This is a genomic window from Sphingomonas sp., from assembly GCF_035758555.1.
Taxonomy (GTDB): domain Bacteria; phylum Pseudomonadota; class Alphaproteobacteria; order Sphingomonadales; family Sphingomonadaceae; genus Sphingomonas_B.
The window spans coordinates 1-18,884 of the sequence record NZ_DASTXI010000039.1 but is presented as its reverse complement, the minus strand read 5'-3'; the positions used below and the strand labels follow the sequence as shown (position 1 = coordinate 18,884).

At 65.8% G+C, this 18,884-nt stretch carries 19 protein-coding genes and 2 tRNA genes; 11 read left to right on the top strand and 10 right to left on the bottom strand.

Annotated features, from left to right (window positions below; translation table 11 throughout):
- Positions 1–24 precede the first annotated feature (24 nt).
- Complete coding sequence (gene tsf / locus VFT73_RS02175; RefSeq protein ID WP_326408501.1) at positions 25–975, bottom strand: translation elongation factor Ts; 951 nt, start codon at positions 973–975, stop codon at positions 25–27.
- Between the two features lie 57 nt (positions 976–1,032).
- Positions 1,033–1,836, bottom strand: a complete 804-nt coding sequence (rpsB, locus tag VFT73_RS02170; RefSeq protein WP_326408500.1) for a 30S ribosomal protein S2 — start codon at positions 1,834–1,836, stop codon at positions 1,033–1,035.
- Between the two features lie 209 nt (positions 1,837–2,045).
- Between rpsB and VFT73_RS02165 the strand changes: the two genes are divergently transcribed.
- Positions 2,046–2,270 carry a hypothetical protein gene (locus VFT73_RS02165; protein WP_326408499.1) on the top strand — a complete coding sequence of 75 codons (225 nt, stop codon included), beginning with the start codon at positions 2,046–2,048 and terminating at the stop codon, positions 2,268–2,270.
- On the opposite strand, the gene VFT73_RS02160 is transcribed toward VFT73_RS02165, so the two are convergent.
- From VFT73_RS02160 to VFT73_RS02150, 3 genes are read right to left on the bottom strand one after another with little or no spacing between them, the layout of a single operon-like run.
- Entirely contained in the window at positions 2,206–2,997 is a 792-nt protein-coding gene (locus VFT73_RS02160; protein ID WP_326408498.1) for a phosphatidylcholine/phosphatidylserine synthase, read from the bottom strand. The two genes, VFT73_RS02165 and VFT73_RS02160, sit on opposite strands and share 65 nt — an antisense overlap.
- A complete protein-coding gene (locus VFT73_RS02155; protein WP_326408497.1) occupies positions 2,997–3,731 on the bottom strand; it encodes a phosphatidylserine decarboxylase in 735 nt (244 codons plus the stop codon). The genes VFT73_RS02160 and VFT73_RS02155 overlap by 1 nt, the downstream gene beginning before the upstream one ends.
- Positions 3,732–3,790: 59 nt before the next feature.
- Positions 3,791–4,087 carry a YciI-like protein gene (locus tag VFT73_RS02150; protein WP_326408496.1) on the bottom strand — a complete coding sequence of 99 codons (297 nt, stop codon included), beginning with the start codon at positions 4,085–4,087 and terminating at the stop codon, positions 3,791–3,793.
- An 88-nt stretch (positions 4,088–4,175) separates the two neighbouring features.
- Between VFT73_RS02150 and VFT73_RS02145 the strand changes: the two genes are divergently transcribed.
- Positions 4,176–5,396, top strand: a complete 1,221-nt coding sequence (locus tag VFT73_RS02145; protein WP_326408495.1) for an NADP-dependent isocitrate dehydrogenase — start codon at positions 4,176–4,178, stop codon at positions 5,394–5,396.
- Here the strand turns inward: VFT73_RS02145 and VFT73_RS02140 are convergent.
- Positions 5,393–6,604, bottom strand: a complete 1,212-nt coding sequence (locus tag VFT73_RS02140) for an FAD-dependent oxidoreductase (RefSeq protein WP_326408494.1) — start codon at positions 6,602–6,604, stop codon at positions 5,393–5,395. The two genes, VFT73_RS02145 and VFT73_RS02140, sit on opposite strands and share 4 nt — an antisense overlap.
- Before the next feature lie 47 nt (positions 6,605–6,651).
- Between VFT73_RS02140 and VFT73_RS02135 the strand changes: the two genes are divergently transcribed.
- The gene (locus VFT73_RS02135; RefSeq protein WP_326408493.1) at positions 6,652–8,418 is read left to right on the top strand and encodes a cation:proton antiporter; all 1,767 of its coding nucleotides are present in this window, start codon (positions 6,652–6,654) and stop codon (positions 8,416–8,418) included.
- A gap of 3 nt (positions 8,419–8,421) precedes the next feature.
- Here the strand turns inward: VFT73_RS02135 and VFT73_RS02130 are convergent.
- Positions 8,422–8,506: transfer RNA gene (locus tag VFT73_RS02130), tRNA-Leu, on the bottom strand.
- A gap of 85 nt (positions 8,507–8,591) precedes the next feature.
- On the opposite strand from VFT73_RS02130, the gene VFT73_RS02125 reads away from it, so the two are divergent.
- Positions 8,592–9,416 carry an SIR2 family NAD-dependent protein deacylase gene (locus VFT73_RS02125; RefSeq protein ID WP_326408492.1) on the top strand — a complete coding sequence of 275 codons (825 nt, stop codon included), beginning with the start codon at positions 8,592–8,594 and terminating at the stop codon, positions 9,414–9,416.
- Between the two features lie 70 nt (positions 9,417–9,486).
- Positions 9,487–10,614, top strand: coding sequence for an aromatic ring-hydroxylating dioxygenase subunit alpha (locus tag VFT73_RS02120; protein WP_326408491.1), 1,128 nt, complete (start codon positions 9,487–9,489; stop codon positions 10,612–10,614).
- Here the strand turns inward: VFT73_RS02120 and VFT73_RS02115 are convergent.
- Entirely contained in the window at positions 10,611–11,024 is a 414-nt protein-coding gene (locus VFT73_RS02115) for a response regulator (RefSeq protein WP_326408490.1), read from the bottom strand. The genes VFT73_RS02120 and VFT73_RS02115 overlap by 4 nt on opposite strands.
- Between VFT73_RS02115 and VFT73_RS15265 the strand changes: the two genes are divergently transcribed.
- From VFT73_RS15265 to VFT73_RS02090, 5 genes are all read left to right on the top strand, one after another.
- Positions 10,968–12,038 (top strand): pseudouridine synthase, encoded by a 1,071-nt coding sequence (locus tag VFT73_RS15265; protein WP_326408489.1) that lies wholly within the window; start codon positions 10,968–10,970, stop codon positions 12,036–12,038. The two genes, VFT73_RS02115 and VFT73_RS15265, sit on opposite strands and share 57 nt — an antisense overlap.
- Positions 12,035–12,556, top strand: a complete 522-nt coding sequence (rsmD, locus tag VFT73_RS02105) for a 16S rRNA (guanine(966)-N(2))-methyltransferase RsmD (RefSeq protein ID WP_326408487.1) — start codon at positions 12,035–12,037, stop codon at positions 12,554–12,556. Before VFT73_RS15265 ends, rsmD begins: the two co-directional genes overlap by 4 nt.
- Positions 12,557–12,621: 65 nt before the next feature.
- Positions 12,622–13,524 carry a DMT family transporter gene (locus tag VFT73_RS02100; RefSeq protein WP_326408486.1) on the top strand — a complete coding sequence of 301 codons (903 nt, stop codon included), beginning with the start codon at positions 12,622–12,624 and terminating at the stop codon, positions 13,522–13,524.
- 108 nt (positions 13,525–13,632) lie between these two features.
- Positions 13,633–15,909, top strand: coding sequence for an ATP-dependent helicase (locus VFT73_RS02095; RefSeq protein WP_326408485.1), 2,277 nt, complete (start codon positions 13,633–13,635; stop codon positions 15,907–15,909).
- Positions 15,910–16,077: 168 nt separating this feature from the next.
- Complete coding sequence (locus VFT73_RS02090) at positions 16,078–16,722, top strand: PEPxxWA-CTERM sorting domain-containing protein (RefSeq protein WP_326408484.1); 645 nt, start codon at positions 16,078–16,080, stop codon at positions 16,720–16,722.
- 57 nt (positions 16,723–16,779) lie between these two features.
- On the opposite strand, the gene VFT73_RS02085 is transcribed toward VFT73_RS02090, so the two are convergent.
- Positions 16,780–17,550 carry an ABC transporter permease gene (locus VFT73_RS02085; RefSeq protein WP_326408482.1) on the bottom strand — a complete coding sequence of 257 codons (771 nt, stop codon included), beginning with the start codon at positions 17,548–17,550 and terminating at the stop codon, positions 16,780–16,782.
- On the bottom strand, positions 17,547–18,479 hold the full coding sequence (locus tag VFT73_RS02080) for an ABC transporter ATP-binding protein (RefSeq protein WP_326408515.1): 933 nt from the start codon (positions 18,477–18,479) through the stop codon (positions 17,547–17,549). Before VFT73_RS02080 ends, VFT73_RS02085 begins: the two co-directional genes overlap by 4 nt.
- An 80-nt stretch (positions 18,480–18,559) precedes the next feature.
- On the opposite strand from VFT73_RS02080, the gene VFT73_RS02075 reads away from it, so the two are divergent.
- A tRNA-Leu gene (locus tag VFT73_RS02075) sits at positions 18,560–18,645 on the top strand.
- Positions 18,646–18,884 lie beyond the last annotated feature (239 nt).

The window sequence follows — 18,884 nt, the reverse complement described above, 5'->3', positions numbered from 1 at the left end:
CTCCCTAAAGGGAGGGGAGGAGGATCAAGCAACCGGCTCGGACTTTTTCACGCCGGCGGTCGCGGCGACTTCGGCGGCGAAGTCGCTCTGCTGCTTCTCGATGCCTTCGCCCAGCTGGAAGCGGACGAAGTCCTTGATCGCGATCGAGCCGCCGGCTGCCTTCGCCTCCGATGCGACCACGTCGCCGACCGGGGTCTTGCCGTCGATCACGAACGCCTGGCTCAGCAGCGCGTTTTCCTTGCGGAACTTGTCGACCGGACCCTTGACGATCTTTTCGACCACTTCGGGCGGCTTGCCGGCGATCTTGTCGGCGGCCTTTTCCTTCGCGATCGCGGCTTCGCGCTCGATGATCGCCGGGTCGATACCGTCGCCTGTCAGCGCGAGCGGAGCGGCGGCGGCGATGTGCATCGCCAGCTGCTTGCCCAGTGCTTCGATCTTGTCGGCCGGCGCATCGCCTTCCAGCGCGACCAGCACGCCGATCTTGCCCATGCCCGGAGCCGCAGCGTTGTGGACATAGGACACAACCGCGCCCTGCCCGACGCTCAGAGCCTTGGCGCGGCGCAGATTCTGGTTCTCGCCGATCGTCGCGATATTCTCGGTCAGCGCTTCCTGCACGGTCTTGCCCGACGGCATCTTGGCCGACAGCAGAGCCTCGACGTTGTCGCCCGCGTCGAGCGCCAACTTGGTCACGTCGCGGACGAACGCCTGGAACTGCTCGTTCTTGGCGACGAAGTCGGTTTCCGAGTTCACCTCGACGACAACGCCCTTGGTGCCGGCGGTCGCGACGCCGACCAGACCCTCAGCGGCCGTGCGACCCGCTTTCTTGCCCGCCGAAGCGAGCCCCTTGGCGCGCAGCCAGTCGATCGAGGCCTCGATGTCGCCGCCGGTTTCGGCCAGCGCCTTTTTGCAGTCCATCATGCCGGCGCCCGAGCGCTCGCGCAGATCCTTCACCATCGCGGCCGTAACTTCCGCCATGTCCATGCTCCTTTGAAATCTAAGTCCCCTCCAGCCGAAGCCGGAGGGGAGAATGGCTTATGCGGCTGCGGGAGCCTCTGATGCCGGAGCTTCCGCGGCCGGCTCGCCTTCGTTCAGCGCTTCTTCGGCCGGCGGTTCGGCCATCGCGCCGATGTCGACGCCGCGCTGCGCCTGGCCCTGCTGGCCACCGCGGGTCGCCGCCTGGGCGACCGCATCGACGTAAAGGCGGATCGCGCGACTGGCGTCGTCATTGCCCGGCACCGGGAAGGCGATGCCGTCCGGCGACACGTTCGAATCGAGGATTGCGACGACCGGGATGCCCAGCGTGTTGGCTTCCTTGATCGCGAGCTCTTCCTTGTTGGCGTCGATCACGAACATCACGTCCGGGATGCCGCCCATGTCGCGGATGCCGCCCAGCGACAGCTCCAGCTTGTCGCGTTCACGGGTCAGCTGCAGCACTTCCTTCTTGGTGAGGCCGTGCGTGTCGCCCGAAAGCTGCTCTTCCAGCGCCTTGAAGCGCTTGATCGAGTTCGAGATCGTCTTCCAGTTGGTGAGCATGCCGCCCAGCCAGCGGTGGTTGACGAAATGCTGGCCGGAACGACGCGCAGCCTCGGCGATCGGCTCCTGCGCCTGGCGCTTGGTGCCGACGAACAGCACCTTGCCGCCCGCGGCGACGGTCGAGCTGATGAAGTCCAGCGCGCGCGCGAACAGCGGCACGGTCTGCGACAGATCGAGGATGTGCACGCCGTTCCGATCGCCGTAGATGTACGGCTTCATCTTGGGATTCCAGCGATGCGTCTGGTGGCCGAAATGCGCGCCCGCTTCGACGAGCGCATTCAGAGAGACGGTGGGAGCCGCCATAGGATGTTCTCCTTACCCGGTTATACCTCTGGAAGGCAGTGATCCCGAACGAGTCCAGGACACCGGTATGAGCGCCTTCCATGTGGAATGCGGCGGCCCTTAGCGGCGAACCGCAACATTTGCAAGCTTGACAGCGGTGGAACAAATCAGGAACATAGGAACCAACAGAGTCACGGGCGGTTGGCGCTCATGACCTCAGGGAGGTTCCGATGGCCCAGATGTTCACGGCGTTTTTCTTCACTTTCGCGGCGATCGGCGCGACACTTCTGGTCGTGCGCATGCTCCGGGACGAAGCGGGACGGGTCCTGGCGATCCTGGCGGGAGAGGAACTCGGCCATGCCCGCGCACTGGCGACCGCGCCGGTGCGGATCAGGGTGCGGGCGTGGAAAGCTCCGGCATCGCGCCGCGCGCTGCCGCTGCGCGCCGCTGCCTGACGCGTGCATAGGAACGGATGCTGAACGGAATGAGCGCCAGGTAGATCGCGGCGACGACAGTCAGCGTTTCCCACGGCACCGTAACCAGCGCCCCGCCCAGCAGCGCGACGCCGGCGATCGCTTCCAGCCGGATCGTCCGCCTGAGCCTCAGCGACGACCAGCTGTAGGTCGCAACGTTGGAGATCATCAGGAAAGCGCACAACGCCATCCAGGGTGCGACGATCCAGACTTCGCGCAGCAACTCCTCGCCCGACCAGAGCCAGATATAGATCGGCAGCAGCGCGAGCCCGGCTCCCGCGGGCGCGGGCACGCCGGTCAGGAAACCGGCCGATTTGTGCGGCTGCTCGGTCGCGTCGATTTGCGCGTTGAACCGGGCAAGCCTCAGCGCGCAGCAGACCGCATGGCCCAGCGCAAACAGCCAGCCGTAGCGCGGCAGCGCCTGCAGCGACCAAAGATAGAGGATCAGCGCCGGCGACACGCCGAACGCGATAACGTCGGACAGCGAATCGAGCTCGGCCCCGAACCGGCTCTCGCCCTTCAGCAGCCGCGCGATGCGGCCGTCGAGGCCGTCGAGCACGCCCGCGACGATGATCGACGCGACCGCCAGGTCCCATTGGCCGCCGACCGCGAAGCGCACGCCCGACAACCCCATGCACAGCGCCAGTGCCGTCACCGCGTTCGGCGCGACGGCGCGCAGCGAAATGCCGCGTCGGGGCTGGTCGGGCATCATTGCGGGATACCGATTCCCGCGTCCGCCTCGTTAAGCTTCGCGATGATCGTCTCTCCCGCGATCGTCCGCTGGCCGAGCGCGACGCGCGGACTCGTGCCGGCAGGCAGGTAGACGTCGACGCGGCTGCCGAAGCGGATCAGGCCGATCCGCTGCCCGCGCCCGACCGTGTCGCCGACCTTGACGAATGGAACGATCCGCCGAGCGACCAGGCCGGCGATCTGGGTGAACCCGATCCGCACGCCGTCCGCGCCTTCGACGAGGATGTGCTGGCGCTCATTGTCCTCGCTCGCCTTGTCGAGATCCGCGTTGAGGAACTTGCCCGAAATATAAGCGATCTGCCGGACCGTGCCGGCGATCGGCGCACGGTTTATGTGGACGTCAAACACGCTCATGAAGATCGACACGCGCGTCATCGGCGCGTCGCCAAGCCCGTTTTCGCCCGTCATTTCAGGCGGCGGCGGCACCTGCTGGATTAGCGTGATCAGCCCGTCGGCGGGCGCGATCACCAAACCCTCGCCTTGGGGCACGCTGCGGATCGGGTCGCGAAAGAAGGCCGCGACCCAGATCGTCACCGCCGCCATCGGCCAGGCAAGCGTCTCCCACGCGAACCAGGCGAAGATCAGCGTCACGACCGCCGAGATCAGGACGAATTTGCGGCCGTCCGGGTGGACGGAGGGCCAGCGCCACTTGACGTTCGTCGTCGTGACCGGCGGCTTTTCAAGCGATGCCATTGCGCCTCCTTAGCAGCACCCGATCCCGACACAATGTTCGAGCGGGCGCCTGGCTCCGCTCAGGGCCGCACCGGCGTCGCGGCATCCCTGCCCACCACCGTCGCCCAAGGCCGCACGCGCCACTTCTTCACCAAGCCCTGCGCGACATAAGGATCGGCATTCGCGAACGCTTCGGCCGCTGCGCCGTCGGAGAACAACAGCTGCGCGGATTCCGGCGGGTCGCCGACCGCCCCGCCCAGCAGCAGCGCGCCCTTGTCGGCCGCTTCCCAGGCAAGCTTCAGATGCTCGGCCCGGAACTGCCCGCGCCGCTCCAGATAATCGGATGCAAGATCATAGGTCAGGATGAAGTGAGGCATCGTGGCCGCTCCTTTGGGCTCCGGTTGACAGGCCGGTCGCTTGGCCTAGGGAAAGCGCCAAATCAAACCTTCCTGGGACGAATACGCAATGGCCAAGATCAAGGTGAAGAACCCCGTCGTCGAGCTCGACGGCGACGAGATGACGCGGATCATCTGGGCCTGGATCCGCGAGCGCCTGATCCTGCCCTATCTCGACATCAACCTCGAATATTACGATCTCGGCATCGAGAACCGGGATGCGACCGAAGACCGCGTCACCGTCGAATCCGCCCGCGCGATCAAGAAGCACGGCGTCGGCGTGAAATGCGCCACGATCACCCCGGACGAAGCGCGGGTGAAGGAATTCGACCTTAAGAAGATGTGGAAGTCGCCGAACGGCACGATCCGCAACATCCTGGGCGGCGTCGTCTTCCGCGAACCGATCGTGATCAAAAACGTGCCGCGGCTCGTCCCCGGCTGGACCGACCCGATCGTCGTGGGCCGCCATGCATTCGGCGACCAGTACAAGGCGACCGATTTCCGCGTGCCCGGTCCGGGCAAGCTGCGCATGGTGTTCGAAGGCGAGGACGGTACGCTGATCGACGAGGAGGTCTTCCAATTCCCGTCATCCGGCGTCGCGATGGGCATGTATAATCTCGACGATTCGATCCGCGATTTCGCCCGCGCGTCCTTGAACTACGGCCTGTTGCGGGAATGGCCAGTCTATCTCTCGACCAAGAACACGATCCTGAAAGCCTATGACGGCCGCTTCAAGGACATCTTCGCCGAGGTTTACGAGAATGAATTCAAGCCCCAGTTCGAGAAACTTGGCATCGTTTATGAGCATCGCCTGATCGACGACATGGTCGCCTCGGCGCTGAAGTGGAGCGGCAAATTCGTCTGGGCCTGCAAGAATTATGACGGCGACGTGCAGTCGGATTCGGTTGCGCAGGGCTTCGGTTCGCTGGGGCTGATGACCTCGGTGCTGCTCTCGCCCGACGGCAAGACCGTGGAGGCGGAGGCCGCGCACGGCACCGTCACGCGCCACTACCGCATGCATCAGCAGGGCAAGGCGACCTCGACCAACCCGATCGCCTCGATCTTCGCCTGGACCGGCGGCCTCAAATATCGCGGCCGCTTCGACGATACGCCCGAGGTCACCCGCTTCGCCGAGACGCTGGAGCGCGTCTGCATCCAGACCGTCGAGAGTGGCGCAATGACCAAGGACCTCGCGATCCTGATCGGCCCCGACCAGCCCTGGATGACCACCGAACAATTCTTCGAAGCCATCCGCGCCAACCTCGAAACGGCGATGGCGAACTGGAGCTAAGAGGCAAACGCATCCGGCGAGCGCACATGCTCTCGCCGGATGCCGAGGCCGACCAGCCGCGCCGGGATCCGGCGCAGCACCGGGAACCAGTCGAACAGCCGCAGCGGGAACGGCACGGCGTCGATCACCGCCTTGCTCTCGATCAGCGGCTTCAGCAGCCGGTCGTGCACCGCTTTCTGCGCCGCCTGCGTCACCCGAACCGGCAGCATTCGCCGTTCCTCGACCTTCGGCAGCAGCGCGTCGACCGGCTCGCCCTTCGCCATCGGCGCCGCAAGGATGTTCGCCGCCGCCACCGCGTCCTGGATCGCCAGGTTGATCCCCACCCCGCCGACCGGCGACATCGCGTGCGCCGCGTCGCCGATCGCGAGCAGCCCCGGCCGGCTCCATCGCTCCAGCCGGTCGAGCGACACCGACAGCAATTTGATCTGGTCCCAATCTGTCAGCGTATCGACGACATCGGCCAGCTCGGGCGCCGCTTCGCCGACCCCGCGCCGGAACGCCTCGATCCCGCGGGCCTTCAGCGCATCCGCCCCGTCCTTCGCGACCACATAGGCGCATTGCCAATAATCGCCGCGGTCGAGCTGCACGACCAGCGTGCCCTTGCCGAACGTGCCGCCGGTCAGGTTCTGGCTGCTCCGGCCCTTGGGCAGCCGGAACCACAGCACGTCGATCGGCGCACCCAAATCGCGCTTCGGCAGCCCGGCCTTGTCGCGCAGCACCGATCGCCGGCCGTCCGCGGCGATCGTCAGCCATGCCCGCACTTCCTCGCCGCTCGCCAGCCGCACGCCGGCAACCCGGTCGCCGTCCAGCAGCAAATCGGTCGCCTCCGCCTCCATTCGCAGCGCAAAAGTCGGATATTTGCGCGCCTCGTCGGCCAGAAAGTCGAGGAAGTCCCATTGCGGCATCAGCGCGATGAACGGGCAGCGGACCGGCAGATGCCTGGTATCCGCAACGGTGATCCGCCGGTCGGCGACGCGCACGGTCAGCGTCTGCACCTCGTCGTGCGGTCGCTTCAGGAAGGCATCGAGCAGCCCCAGTTCATCCATCAGCTCCACCGTCGAGGGGTGGACGGTGTCACCCCTGAAATCGCGGAGGAAATCGGCGTGCTTTTCCAGCACCAGCGTCTTCACGCCTGCCCGCGCGAACAGCAGCCCGGCCATCATCCCGGCCGGCCCGCCGCCGGCGATCACGATATCATGCACGGCCATGCTCCTTTCGGCTGACAAGCGCCGCGCCTGCCGCTTAAGAGACTAGAGTGGCATTTGCACTGAACTCAACCGGCTTCTCCGATGCGCTCGTGATCCTCGGCGCGGCGGGCATCGTGATCCCGGCATTCGCGCGCTTCCGGATCAACCCGGTGATCGGCTTTATCCTGGTCGGCGCGCTGGCGGGGCCGTTCGGGCTCGGCCGCCTCGTTCCGGAGCATCGCTGGCTCTACTACCTGACAATCACCGACCCGCACGCGATCGAGCCCTTCGCCGAGCTCGGCATCATCCTGCTGCTGTTCGCGATCGGGCTTGAATTGTCGCTCCGCCGACTGTGGGACATGCGCGCGCTGGTGTTCGGCGCCGGTGCAAGCGAATTGCTGCTGTCCGGTGTACTGATCGGGCTTGCCCTGATGGCGCTCGGCCAACCCTGGACAGGCGCGTTCGGCCTCGGCTTCGCGCTCGCCCTCTCCTCCACAGCGTTGGTGCTGCCGATGACCGGCACGCAGGGTCCGGTCGGGAGGCCGGCTTTTGCGATGCTGCTGTTCGAAGATCTGGCGCTGGTGCCGATCATCTTCCTGCTTGGCGCGGCGGGTACAGGCGGCGAATCCGCCCTCGCCAATCTCGGTACGACCGCCGCTGCGGGATTTGCCGTTGTTGCAGCCTTGCTGATCGCCGGTCGTTTCCTGATGCCGCGCCTGTTCGCCCAAGCGGCCCGCGCCAAGAATCCGGAGCTGTTCCTCGCCGCCAGCCTGCTTGCCGTGATCGCCGCCAGCCTCGCAACGAGCGCCGTGGGCCTGTCGCCGATCGTGGGCGCGCTGATCGCCGGCCTCAGCATCGCGGAGACCGAATATCGCGGCGAGGTCGAATCGATCACAGCGCCTTTTCGTGGCCTCGCGCTCGGTGTGTTCCTGATCACCGTAGGCATGAGCATCGATCTGAGCGCCGTCGTCGCCAATTGGTCGTCGCTGCTGATGGCGATCGTCGGCGTGATGCTCGTCAAGACTGCGGTCACTGCCATCCTTCTCCGGCTAGCGGGCTCCGGGCGCGGCGCCGCGATTCAGACCGGCGTGCTGATGGCCTCTCCTTCCGAAACCACGCTGATCGTGCTTGGCGCCGCGGCGCAGGCCGGGCTGATCCGTGCCTCCACTGCCAGTTTCTGGCAGATCGTCACCGCGCTCGGCCTGACGCTGACGCCGCTGCTCGCCCGGGTCGGCCGCGACCTGGGCCGACGGCTGGAGATCGGCCCCGACGAGCCGATCGAAATCGCCAGGCCTGGCACGGTGATTATCGGCTTCGGCCGGGTCGGGCGGCTGGTCGCCGACATGCTTCGCGCCCATGGCAAGGAGTTCGTCGCGATTGATTCGGATATCGATGCCGTCGCCGCAGCGCGAGTCGACGGATACAAAGTCATCTTCGGCGACGTGTCGCGCGCGGGCGTGATCGACCGGCTCCGGCTCGGCCACGCCGACGCGCTCATTCTGACGATGGACGATCCGGTGCTGAGCGTGAATATCACGCGCCGGGTGCGCGGCTGGGTCCCCGACCTTACGATCATCGCGCGCGCCCGCGACATTTACCACGCGGCAGAGCTTTACCGGGCCGGCGCAACAGACGCTGTACCGGAGGCGCTGGAAAGCTCGCTGCAGCTGTCCGAGGCCGTGCTTGTCGATCTCGGCGTGGCGATGGGCCCGGTGATCGCGTCGATTCACGAAAAGCGCGATCAACTCCGCGCCGAGATCAAGGCAGCGAGCGACCTTGACCGCAATCCGCGCCTGCTGCGCACGCGCTTGAGGGACCTCGAAGCCAAAACCTGATTGTGGTGCGGGCGGTCGGACTCGAACCGACATGACCGAAGCCGCGGCATTTTGAGTGCCGTGCGTCTACCAATTTCGCCACGCCCGCGCGCGGTCGGAGCCGGTTAGCCGAGCCCGCGCTGTCCCGCAACCAGCAGCGGAACGCCGCGCCCGCACCGCCGTTTGTTACGGCTATGGAAGAACTCCCCGCAGGCCATGGCTATGCCGAGCTGGTAGCGGCGGTCCGGGATCGTCGTTGCGTTCTGTTCGCCGGCGCCGGGCTGTCGATGGCCGTCGGACTTCCGTCCTGGTCGCAGCTGATCGACCATATGCGCGGCGAGCTCGGGCTGTCGGGGGAGGACAGCGACGCCGATTACCAGATGCTCGCGGAATATTACCGCCTGCAACAGGGCAGCATCGGCGCACTGCGCAGCTGGATGGATCGCACCTGGAGCGTGTCCGAAGCCAAGGTGGAGAAATCGAAGCTGCACCAGCTGATCGTCCAGCTCGATTTCCCGATCCTCTACACCACCAACTATGACAATAATCTTGAAGTCGCCTATCAGCTTGCCGGCCGCCGCTATGTGAAGATCGTCAATGCGCGCGACCTTGCACGTGCCGGCAATGGCTGTCCGCAGATCGTCAAATTCCACGGCGATTTCGAATCGGACGATTCGCTGGTCCTCGCCGAAACGGATTACTTCGACCGGCTGAATTTCGATTCGCCGCTGGACGTCAGATTCCGGGCCGACGCGCTCGGCCGCACGATCCTGTTCATCGGCTATTCGATGTCGGACCTGAACATCCGGCTGCTGCTGCACAAGCTCTGGCGGACATGGGCCCATACGGGTCGGATCAAGGACCGACCGCCGTCGTTCGTCTTCGCAGCCCGGCCCGATCCGGTGCGCGACGCGGTGCTCGGCCAATGGGGCATCACCGTGCTGGGCGGCAAGGAACGCGATCCGGAAAAGGCGCTGGTCAAGTTTCTCGACCAGCTCGCCAGCGACGTTCGCGCATGATCGACCGGCCGATGGTCGAGCGCGCGCTCCGCTATTGAGCCTCGCCGCGACTCGGCGCACACTCCCCTTCATGAACGCGCTCACGCCTACGCCCGGCCAGCTGGCGCTCGCCGAAAACCTCGCCGACGGCTCGATCAAGCGCGGCGAGGCGATCACCACCGTTCCCGCCTCGGTCTACACCGATCCCGCGCGCCACGACCGCGAATGGACGGCGTTGTTCGAGCGCATGCCCAACGTGATCGCCCCCTCCGCGCTGCTGCCGGAGCCGAACATGGCGGTCCCGCACGACGGTTTCGGCAAGCCGCTGCTCGCGACGCGCGACAAGGCCGGCAAGGCGCATGTGTTCCTGAACGTATGCCAGCACCGGGGCACGCGCCTCGTCGAGGGCGGCGAGCCGGTCTGCGCGCCGCGCCTGATCTGCCCCTATCACGCCTGGTCCTACACGCTCGACGGCCGTCTGTCCGGCCTGCCCCGCCCCGACACCTTCCCCGGCCTCGACAAGAGCACGCACGGGCTGAAGGAATTGCCGAGCCTGGAGGCCGGCGGCCTGATCTGGTTCGCATTCGATGGGCAGACCGATTTTGCCGAAGCCGAAGCGCTCAGCCACGATTTCGATGCGTTCAACCTCGCCGGCCAGCACCTGTTCGCGCGGAACACGCATGATGTTCCTGCCAACTGGAAGCTGATCGTCGATGCTTTCTCCGAAAGCTATCACGTCCAGCGCCTGCATGCGGAGACGATCGGCCCGATGTTTCAGGACGGCGTCACCGCCGGCGACCGCGTCGGCCCGCATCAGCGCTCTGCCGTCGGCCGCGCCGCCGCAATTGCCGAACTCGACCGCAGCGACTGGGCCGCGCTCCGCTCCGCCGTCACCTATGCCTATCAGATCTTTCCCGGCGGCATTCTGATCGTCAGCCCCGATTATGTGAACCTGATGGTGCTGATGCCGCAGTCGGTGGACCGGACGCTGGTCGAGGATTTCATGCTGATCCCGGAGGCGCCGAAAACCGAAAAGGCGCTGTCGCATTGGCAACGCAGCTGGCAGCTGCTCGATCAGGGGGTGTTCGGGTCGGAGGATTTTCGCGCCGCCGCCCTCGGCCAGCAAGGCCTTTCGACAGGTGCCGTCGAGCAGCTGACGCTCGGCACGCTCGAAACCGGCATCCGCGCCTTCCACGACCAGGTGGACATGCGCCTCTAGGCTGCCGATGCGTTGTCCACATAGAGGTGCAGGCCCGGCGGCGCCTTCTTGACGCTGCCGCGCGCGAGCAGCGTCTCGATCGCTTCGATCGCGCCGCGCAAATCCTTCGGCGTGAAGGGTTTTTCCAGGCAACCGATGCCAAGCGATTCGCCACCCTTGGGGCAGCGTCCGGTCACGAACAGCACCTGCAGCCCTGCGCGCCGGGCCGCTGCCGCGACCTCGACGCCGTTGCCGCCGTCGGTCAGGCCAAGATCGACCAGCGCCAGGTCGAGCTTCTTGGACGCGATCACCTCCAGCGCCGCCTCGACGCTATCGACGGTGCCGACGACCTGATAGCCGCCTTCGGTCAGCACATGTTCGGTATCGAACGCGATCAGCGGCTCGTCCTCGACGATGAGGATCCGCTGCATCTTTCTGGCCCGTTTACCGAACATCATTGCCGCCCCGTGTTTCCTCCGCCATTGAGCGCGCCCTGTCCGCGCTCGCTCTGGTCCATGAACCATAACGCATGCACCTCGGTTTTTGTGGCCCGCCAGCGAAAAGATTTTGGGAGCGATGAAGTGCCCGCGCCGCACGCTAAGTCACGGGAACAGCAACGGATCGCAAAGCTGCTGGCGCGCGCCGGCGTCGCCTCGCGGCGCGAGATCGAGCGGATGATTACCGACCGGCGAATCGCGATCGACGGCACTGTCGTCGAGACTCCGGCGACGCTGATCGAATCGCTGCACGGCGTCACCGTGGACGGCAAGCCTGTCAGGCCGCCCGCCCCCGCGCGCCTGTTCCGCTACCACAAGCCGGCGGGGCTGCTGACGACCGAGCGCGATCCGAAAGGACGCCCGACCATCTACGACCGCCTGCCCAAAGGGCTTCCGCGGCTGATGCCCGTCGGCCGGCTTGACCTGAACACCGAAGGGCTCCTGCTGCTCACCACCGACGGCGAGCTGAAGCGTGCGCTGGAACTCCCCAGCACCGGCGTCCCCCGCACCTACCGCGCGCGTGCCTATGGCAATGTGACGCAGGCGCAGCTGGAGGAACTGATCGACGGTATCGAGATCGAGGGCGTCCGCTATGCCTCGATCGACGCCAACCTGGAACGCCGCACCGGCGCCAATGTCTGGATCGAGCTCACGCTGGCCGAGGGGAAGAACCGGGAAGTCCGGCGCGTGCTGGAACATCTCGGCCTGCGCGTCTCCCGTCTGATCCGCACCGCCTACGGCCCGTTCGCCCTCGCCGACCTGCCCGCCGGCGCGGTCGACGAAGTCCGCCAGCACGACCTCGTGGTATTCCGGAAAACCCTCTTCCCTCGGGAGAGGATCGACTCGCCGAAGTCGAGCGGGGTTAAGGCGACCGGCTCCCGCCACCCTCACCCGCCCACCGCTTCGCGCCGGGCTCCTCCCTCTCCCAAGGGGAGAGGGAGTAAATGAGGGTCATCGCCGGCCGCTGGCGCGGGCGCTCGCTCGCCGCCCCGCCCGGCGCGGGCACTCGCCCCACCGCCGACCGCACGCGCGAGGCGCTGTTCTCGATGCTCACTTCGCGCATCGGCAGCTTCGAGGATTTGCGCGTCGCCGATATCTTTGCCGGCACCGGCGCGCTCGGCCTCGAAGCGCTATCCCGCGGCGCCCGCAACTGCACGTTCGTCGAACGCGATAGGGAAGCCGTCGCCGCGCTCAAGGCCAATATCGAAAAGCTGGGTGCTCAGGGCATCGATATCCGCGCCCAGGCAGCCGAAGGCTTCGTCGGCGGCCCGTTCGACGTCGTATTTCTCGATCCCCCTTATGGTTCCGGCCTCGGCCAAAAGGTTCTTCCGCGGCTCACGCTCCAACCCGGTGCGTGGGCCAGCATCGAGACCGCCTTCAACGAGGACGTCGAGTTGCCGGGCTTCGAGGCGGATGCCGTCCGCACCCACGGCAAAGCCAAGCTCACCCTGCTCCGCAAGCTTTGACCGCAAGCCGCGGGATGGCGCCGGGCCCGCGCCCGTGCCAAGGCGCGCCGATGCAAAGCGAAGGCATGAGCGGACGCGATTGGGGCAGCTTGCTGTTCCTGTCGGTGCTGTGGGGTGGATCCTTCTTCTTCCTCGCGGTTGCACTGAAGGAGCTGCCGCCGATCACGATCATGCTGCTGCGCGTCGCGCTCGGTGCGATCCCGCTACTCCTATTCCTGCGCCTGCGGGGGGAGAGCCTGCCGACGAATGCCCGCATCTGGGGCATGTTCCTGATCCTGGGCCTTCTCAACAACGCCCTGCCCTTCGTCCTCTACGCCTTCGCGCAGCTGCGGATCGCGAGCGGCCTTGCCTCGATCCTGAACGCGACGACGCCGCTCTGGGGCGTGCTGGTTGCGCATCTGTTCACCCGCGACGAGCGCGCAACGCCAACGAAGATCGTGGGCGTGCTGCTCGGCTTCGGCGGCGTGGCGGTGATGATCGGCACCGGCGCACAGATGGGCGGCGAGGCAGTCGCGATCCTGATGTGTCTGGCGGCGACGCTCAGCTACGCCTTCGCCGCCGTCTATGCCCGTCGCTTTCGGCCGCTCGGCATTCCTCCGCTGACGGTCGCCACCGGCCAGCTGATCGGCGCAAGCCTGTTGCTGCTTCCCTTCAGCCTCGCGCTCGAACGGCCGTGGACGATCGCACCGCCAAGCGCCGCCACCTGGGCTGCGATCGCCGGGTTCGCGCTGATCTGCACCAGCTTTGCCTACTGGCTCTATTTCCGCCTGCTCGCGAGCGCCGGCGCGACCAACGCGCTGCTGGTCACGTTCCTGATCCCGGTCACTGCGATCCTGCTCGGGGCGCTGTTCCTCGGCGAAGCGCTGGAGCCGCGCCATTATGCCGGCATGGTCCTGATCGCGCTGGGCCTAGCCGCAATCGACGGCAGACCGTTCCGCGTCCTCCGCCCGTCATTGCGAGGAGCGTAGCGACGAAGCAATCCAAGCGGCTCGTCCGCCCCACTGGATTGCTTCGCTTCTCTCGCAATGACCAAGCAGTGGTTGCGGCTCAGGACTTCGTTCCCTAGCTGTTCACGGGTGACTCACCCGATCGCCGACCCGAACGAGCCCCCCTATCTGCGCGGTTTGAACCCGCCGCAGCGCGAGGCCGTGCTGACCACCGAAGGCCCGGTGCTCGTGCTCGCCGGCGCCGGCACCGGCAAGACTGCGGCGCTGACCGCGCGCCTCGCTCATCTGGTTTACACCCGGCGCGCCTGGCCATCCGAAATCCTCGCCGTCACCTTCACCAACAAGGCGGCGCGCGAGATGCGGGAGCGGATCGGCCGCATGGTCGGCGATGCGGTCGAGGGTATACCCTGGCTCGGCACCTTCCACTCGATCGCGGCGAAGATGCTCCGGCGTCATGCCGAGCTCGTCGGGCTGCAGAGCAATTTCACGATCCTTGACACCGACGATCAGCTCCGCCTGCTGAAGCAGCTGATCGCCGCTTCCGATCTCGACGAAAAGCGCTGGCCCGCTCGCCAGCTCGCCGGCCTGATCGACAAATGGAAGAACCGCGGCTGGACGCCTGCCGACGTGGATGCCGGCGAGTCCGAACTGTTCGCGAACGGCCGCGGCGCCGATCTCTACGCGCAATATCAGGCCCGCCTGAAGGCCGTGAACGCCTGCGATTTCGGCGACCTGCTGCTCCACATGCTGGTGATCCTAAAGCAGCACCGCGACGTGCTCGAGCATTACCAGAACCGCTTCAAATACATCCTGGTCGACGAATATCAGGACACGAACGCCAGCCAATATCTTTGGCTGCGCCTGCTCGCCCAAGCGCGCAAGAACATCTGCTGCGTCGGCGACGACGACCAGTCGATCTACTCGTGGCGCGGCGCCGAGGTCGCGAACATCCTGCGGTTCGAGAAGGACTTCCCCGGCGCCGTTATCATCCGGCTTGAACAGAATTACCGCTCCACGCCTCACATCCTCGGCGCCGCCTCCGGCCTGATCGCGGAGAATGCCGGCCGGCTCGGCAAGACGCTTTGGACCGAACGCGGCGAAGGCGAGAAGGTGCGCGTGCTGGGCGTCTGGGACGGCCCCGAGGAAGCGCGTCGCGTCGGCGAGCTGATCGAGACGCACCAGCGGTCGGGCGGCGAGCTCGACGATTGCGCCATCCTCGTCCGAGCCCAGTTCCAGACCCGCGAGTTCGAGGACCGGTTCATCGCGATCGGCCTGCCTTACCGGATCGTCGGCGGTTTCCGCTTCTACGAGCGGCAGGAAATTCGCGACGCGCTCGCCTATCTGCGCGTCGTCAACCAGCCATCGGACGACCTCGCCTTTGAACGGATCGTCAACACGCCCAAGCGCGGGCTCGGCGACAAGGCGCTGGCGAAAGTCCACGCGCTCGCCCGCGCCCAGGGCATCCCGCTGACCCTCGCCGCCGCGCGAATCCTCGACACCGACGAGCTGACGCCGCAGGCGCGCCGCGCGCTCGGCAATCTGATCGGCGACATCGCCCGCTGGCGGGACATGGCCGGCCAGCTCCCGCACCCGGAGCTTGCCCGTCAGCTACTCGACGAGAGCGGCTACACGGCGATGTGGCAGGCCGACCGCTCCGCCGACGCCGCGGGCCGGCTCGAGAACCTGAACGAGCTCGTCCGCGCGATGGAGGAATATGAAAACCTCGGCGCGTTCCTGGAGCATGTCAGCCTCGTGATGGACAATGACGAGCGCGCCGCCGGCTCGCAGGTGACGATCATGACGATCCACGCCGCCAAGGGCCTTGAATTCGACACCGTCTTCCTCGCCGGCTGGGAAGAGGGCGTGTTCCCGTCGCAGCGCTCACTGGACGAAGGGGGCAATGCGAGCCTCGAAGAAGAACGCCGCCTCGCTTACGTCGCGATCACCCGCGCCCGCCGCCGCGCCTACATCCTCCACGCCGCCAACCGCCGCATCTACGGCCAATGGACCAGCTCCATCCCCTCCCGTTTCGTGGGCGAATTGCCCAAGGCGCATATCGAGGAGGAAACCAGCATGACCGGCGGTGAAAGCCTGTGGCGCGCCAACTGGAGCGAACGCGCCGACCCGTTCGCGAGCATCGCACGGGGCACCGGCCGCGGCCCCGGCTGGCAACGCGCCGCGTCCGTCGGCGGCTACCAGACCATCCCCTCACGCGTCGTCGAAGCCCGCGCCAGCGCCGTCAGCCTCGGCAACAAGGGCCGCAGCGACCTCTCATTGGGCCAGAGAGTCTTCCACCAGAAGTTCGGCTATGGCACGATCGCCGAAATCGAAGGCAACAAGCTTGAAATCGACTTCGAACAGGCCGGGCGCAAGCGCGTGATGGATAGCTTTGTGACTGCGGGTTAGGACCGGCGCAACAACTCGTCGGACAATCACGCCGCACAATAGTCCATTATGGCACAATCACTGGTCCTTAGTCCCTCGGCGCGTATCTTTTATCCTTGCTGAATAAGATGTCATTAATCTATGTTCCGAGTCGCGCTCCGTAGAGTGCAAAACGAACAGGGGGTTACAATGAAAGCTGTATCTATCGCGCTTGCCGCCACCCTTGCCTGCGTCGCCACTGCAGGCCAGGCGAGTTCCGTCGCGTACAATTCAGCTCCGGCCGACACGTGGTTCTATGGCAACGGCAACGACTATTCGCCTGCCAACACCGCCGTGCTGACCACCGACGACAATGATCAGCTCTATCTGCGCTGGCACAAGACGTTCGAGGTCGCGCCGGCGTCGGATGGCAATGTGTACAGCTTCACGCTCGGCACCGAACCGATGAGCTTCGACTGGGGCATCGACAACAATGGCGGCGCCTCGATCACCGCACTGCTGACGATCCGGAATCTCGGCACCGCCCAGACGGTCAGCTACGATCCGTTCTTCGTCGGCAACGACAACGAATCGGCCAACGGAAGCGTGCAGAACAGCGCGCGCCTCAGCTTTGCCTTCCTGTCGGGTGTCGGCTTCAACCCGAACGTCGACGACACCTATCGCCTCACACTCGATGTCGACGGCTTGGCCGGTGGACCGCAGTCGCTGAGCATCGACGCGAAGCTGGGCGCGGGCGTTCCGGAGCCGGCGACCTGGGCGATGATGATCGGCGGCTTCGGCTTTGTCGGCGGCGCACTGCGCAGCCGGCGTCGTGCCACGCCGCGTCTCGCCTGAACCATATCTTCGATTGCAGTTCGGCCGGGGCCTTCGGGCTCCGGCCTTTTTCATGACTCAGCTCTTCAGCCGGTAACCGGTTCTGAAAATCCAGGCGACGACCGCCAGGCAGACGACGAAGATCGCCAGGGTGATCGCGAAGCTGATGCCCACCGCCACGTCCGACGTGCCGTAGAAGGTCCAGCGAAAGGCGTTGATCAGATAGACGACCGGATTGAACAGGGTCACCGTTCGCCACGGCTCGGCAAGCATGTCGATCGAATAGAAGGCGCCGCCCAGGAAGGTCATCGGTGTCACCACCAGCAGCGGGATCACCTGCAGCTGCTCGAAGCCCTTGGCCCAGATGCCGACGATGAAGCCGAACAGGCAGAAGGTCGCGGCGATCAGCAGCAGGAAGGCGATCATCGCCAGCGGGTGCTCGATCCGGACGGACACGAACAGATTGGCCGTCAGCAGGATCACGAGCGCGACCGTCATCGACTTGGTCATCGCCGCGCCGACATAGCCGAGCACCGTCTCGAACGCGCTAAGAGGCGCCGACAGTATCTCATAGATCGTCCCGGTGAAGCGCGGCATGTGGATGCCGAAGGAGGCGTTGAAGATGCTTTCCGTAAATAGTGACAGCATCATTAGCCCTGGCACGATGAAGGCGCCGTAGGGCACGCCGTCGATCTCGCTCATCCGCGAGCCGATCGCCGATCCGAACACGATGAAATACAGCGAGGTGGTGATCACCGGCACCGCCAGCCCGGTCCACAGCGTCCGCGCGAAACGGTGCATCTCGAATTTGTAGATGGCGAATACACCGCGCCAGTTGATGCCGGTCACGCCGCCGCCCCTTCGTGCACCAGCCGGACAAAGATGTCCTCCAGCGAACTCTGCCGCGTCGCCAGATCCTTGAAGCCGATGCCGAGGTCGGTCATCCGCCGGATCAGCGACGCGATGCCGGTGCGATCGGCATTGGCGTCGAAGGTATAGAGCAGCTCGTTGCCTTCATCGCGCAGCTCCAGCGGCCATTCGGACAGCTCGGACGGGATCGCCGCCATCGGCTCGGCCAGCTTCAGCGTCAGCTCACGCTTGCCGAGCTTCTGCATCAGCGCGGCCGTCTCCTCGACCAGGATCAGCTCGCCATGGCTGATAACGCCGACGCGGTCCGCCATTTCCTGGGCTTCCTCGATATAATGGGTGGTGAGGATGATCGTGACACCCTGGTCGCGCAGCTCCCGCACCATTTCCCACATGCCCCGGCGCAGCTCGACATCGACGCCGGCGCTCGGCTCGTCGAGAAACAGCACGGTCGGCTCATGGCTGAGCGCCTTGGCGATCATCACCCGGCGCTTCATGCCGCCGGACAGTTCCTTGATCTTGGTCGCGCGCTTGTCCCACAGCGACAACTGCTTCAGCAGCCGCTCGATGACGGCCGGGTTGCGCGGCTTGCCGAACAGGCCGCGGCTGAAGCTGACCGTGTCCCAGACCGTTTCGAACGCGTCGGTGGTCAACTCCTGCGGCACCAGCCCGATTGCGCCTCGCGTCGCGCGGTAGCCGCCGATGATATCGTGTCCGCCAACCGTCACTGTCCCGCCGGAGGGGCGGACAATGCCGCAGACGATGCTGATCAGCGTCGTCTTGCCCGCACCGTTCGGGCCCAGCAGCGCAAAGATTTCGCCGCGCCCGATCTCCAGATCGACCGCCTTCAATGCCTGATGGCCGGACTCATACGTCTTCGTCAGCCCGGAAATGCGGATGATCGGATCCATTTCATTGCGGTAGCGGCTCAAGGCGCGCTCCCGCAACAGGCTTGACCGCGCCCCGCCGCGCCCCGATCAAGCGCGCGCGTGCGGACGTGGCGGAACCGGTAGACGCTGGAGACTTAAAATCTTCTGCCCCATGGGCGTGCGGGTTCGAGTCCCGCCGTCCGCACCATTGGCCGCATCTGCAGGATCGGGGCTCCTGTCGAGGCGTTCTCCACCTTGAAATGGAGGACGGCATGGCGGACGAAAACAGCGTCGGTAAGGTGATTCCGAAAGAGGGCGGTACGTCTCACAGAGGCCCGATGGTCGGCGGGGGACCGGATCGGGAAAAGAACGCAGCGGATCAGCCGGTGATAGACGACAATGCGAGCGACGAAGAGACGCAAGGTTCGCCCCCCTCACCCGCCGAAA

Bases quoted from the DNA above. Each gene is read 5' to 3' on its own strand.
- VFT73_RS02120 (WP_326408491.1), top strand. From the start codon at position 9,487: ATGAACGCGCTCACGCCTACGCCCGGCCAGCTGGCGCTCGCCGAAAAC.
- VFT73_RS02125 (WP_326408492.1), top strand. From the start codon at position 8,592: ATGGAAGAACTCCCCGCAGGCCATGGCTATGCCGAGCTGGTAGCGGCG.
- VFT73_RS02150 (WP_326408496.1), bottom strand. From the start codon at position 4,087: ATGCCTCACTTCATCCTGACCTATGATCTTGCATCCGATTATCTGGAG.
- VFT73_RS02155 (WP_326408497.1), bottom strand. From the start codon at position 3,731: ATGGCATCGCTTGAAAAGCCGCCGGTCACGACGACGAACGTCAAGTGG.
- VFT73_RS02115 (WP_326408490.1), bottom strand. From the start codon at position 11,024: ATGCAGCGGATCCTCATCGTCGAGGACGAGCCGCTGATCGCGTTCGAT.
- VFT73_RS02160 (WP_326408498.1), bottom strand. From the start codon at position 2,997: ATGCCCGACCAGCCCCGACGCGGCATTTCGCTGCGCGCCGTCGCGCCG.
- VFT73_RS02090 (WP_326408484.1), top strand. From the start codon at position 16,078: ATGAAAGCTGTATCTATCGCGCTTGCCGCCACCCTTGCCTGCGTCGCC.
- rsmD (WP_326408487.1), top strand. From the start codon at position 12,035: ATGAGGGTCATCGCCGGCCGCTGGCGCGGGCGCTCGCTCGCCGCCCCG.
- VFT73_RS02100 (WP_326408486.1), top strand. From the start codon at position 12,622: ATGAGCGGACGCGATTGGGGCAGCTTGCTGTTCCTGTCGGTGCTGTGG.
- VFT73_RS02165 (WP_326408499.1), top strand. From the start codon at position 2,046: ATGGCCCAGATGTTCACGGCGTTTTTCTTCACTTTCGCGGCGATCGGC.
- VFT73_RS02140 (WP_326408494.1), bottom strand. From the start codon at position 6,604: ATGGCCGTGCATGATATCGTGATCGCCGGCGGCGGGCCGGCCGGGATG.
- VFT73_RS15265 (WP_326408489.1), top strand. From the start codon at position 10,968: ATGTTCGGTATCGAACGCGATCAGCGGCTCGTCCTCGACGATGAGGAT.
- VFT73_RS02145 (WP_326408495.1), top strand. From the start codon at position 4,176: ATGGCCAAGATCAAGGTGAAGAACCCCGTCGTCGAGCTCGACGGCGAC.
- tsf (WP_326408501.1), bottom strand. From the start codon at position 975: ATGGCGGAAGTTACGGCCGCGATGGTGAAGGATCTGCGCGAGCGCTCG.
- VFT73_RS02080 (WP_326408515.1), bottom strand. From the start codon at position 18,479: ATGGATCCGATCATCCGCATTTCCGGGCTGACGAAGACGTATGAGTCC.
- rpsB (WP_326408500.1), bottom strand. From the start codon at position 1,836: ATGGCGGCTCCCACCGTCTCTCTGAATGCGCTCGTCGAAGCGGGCGCG.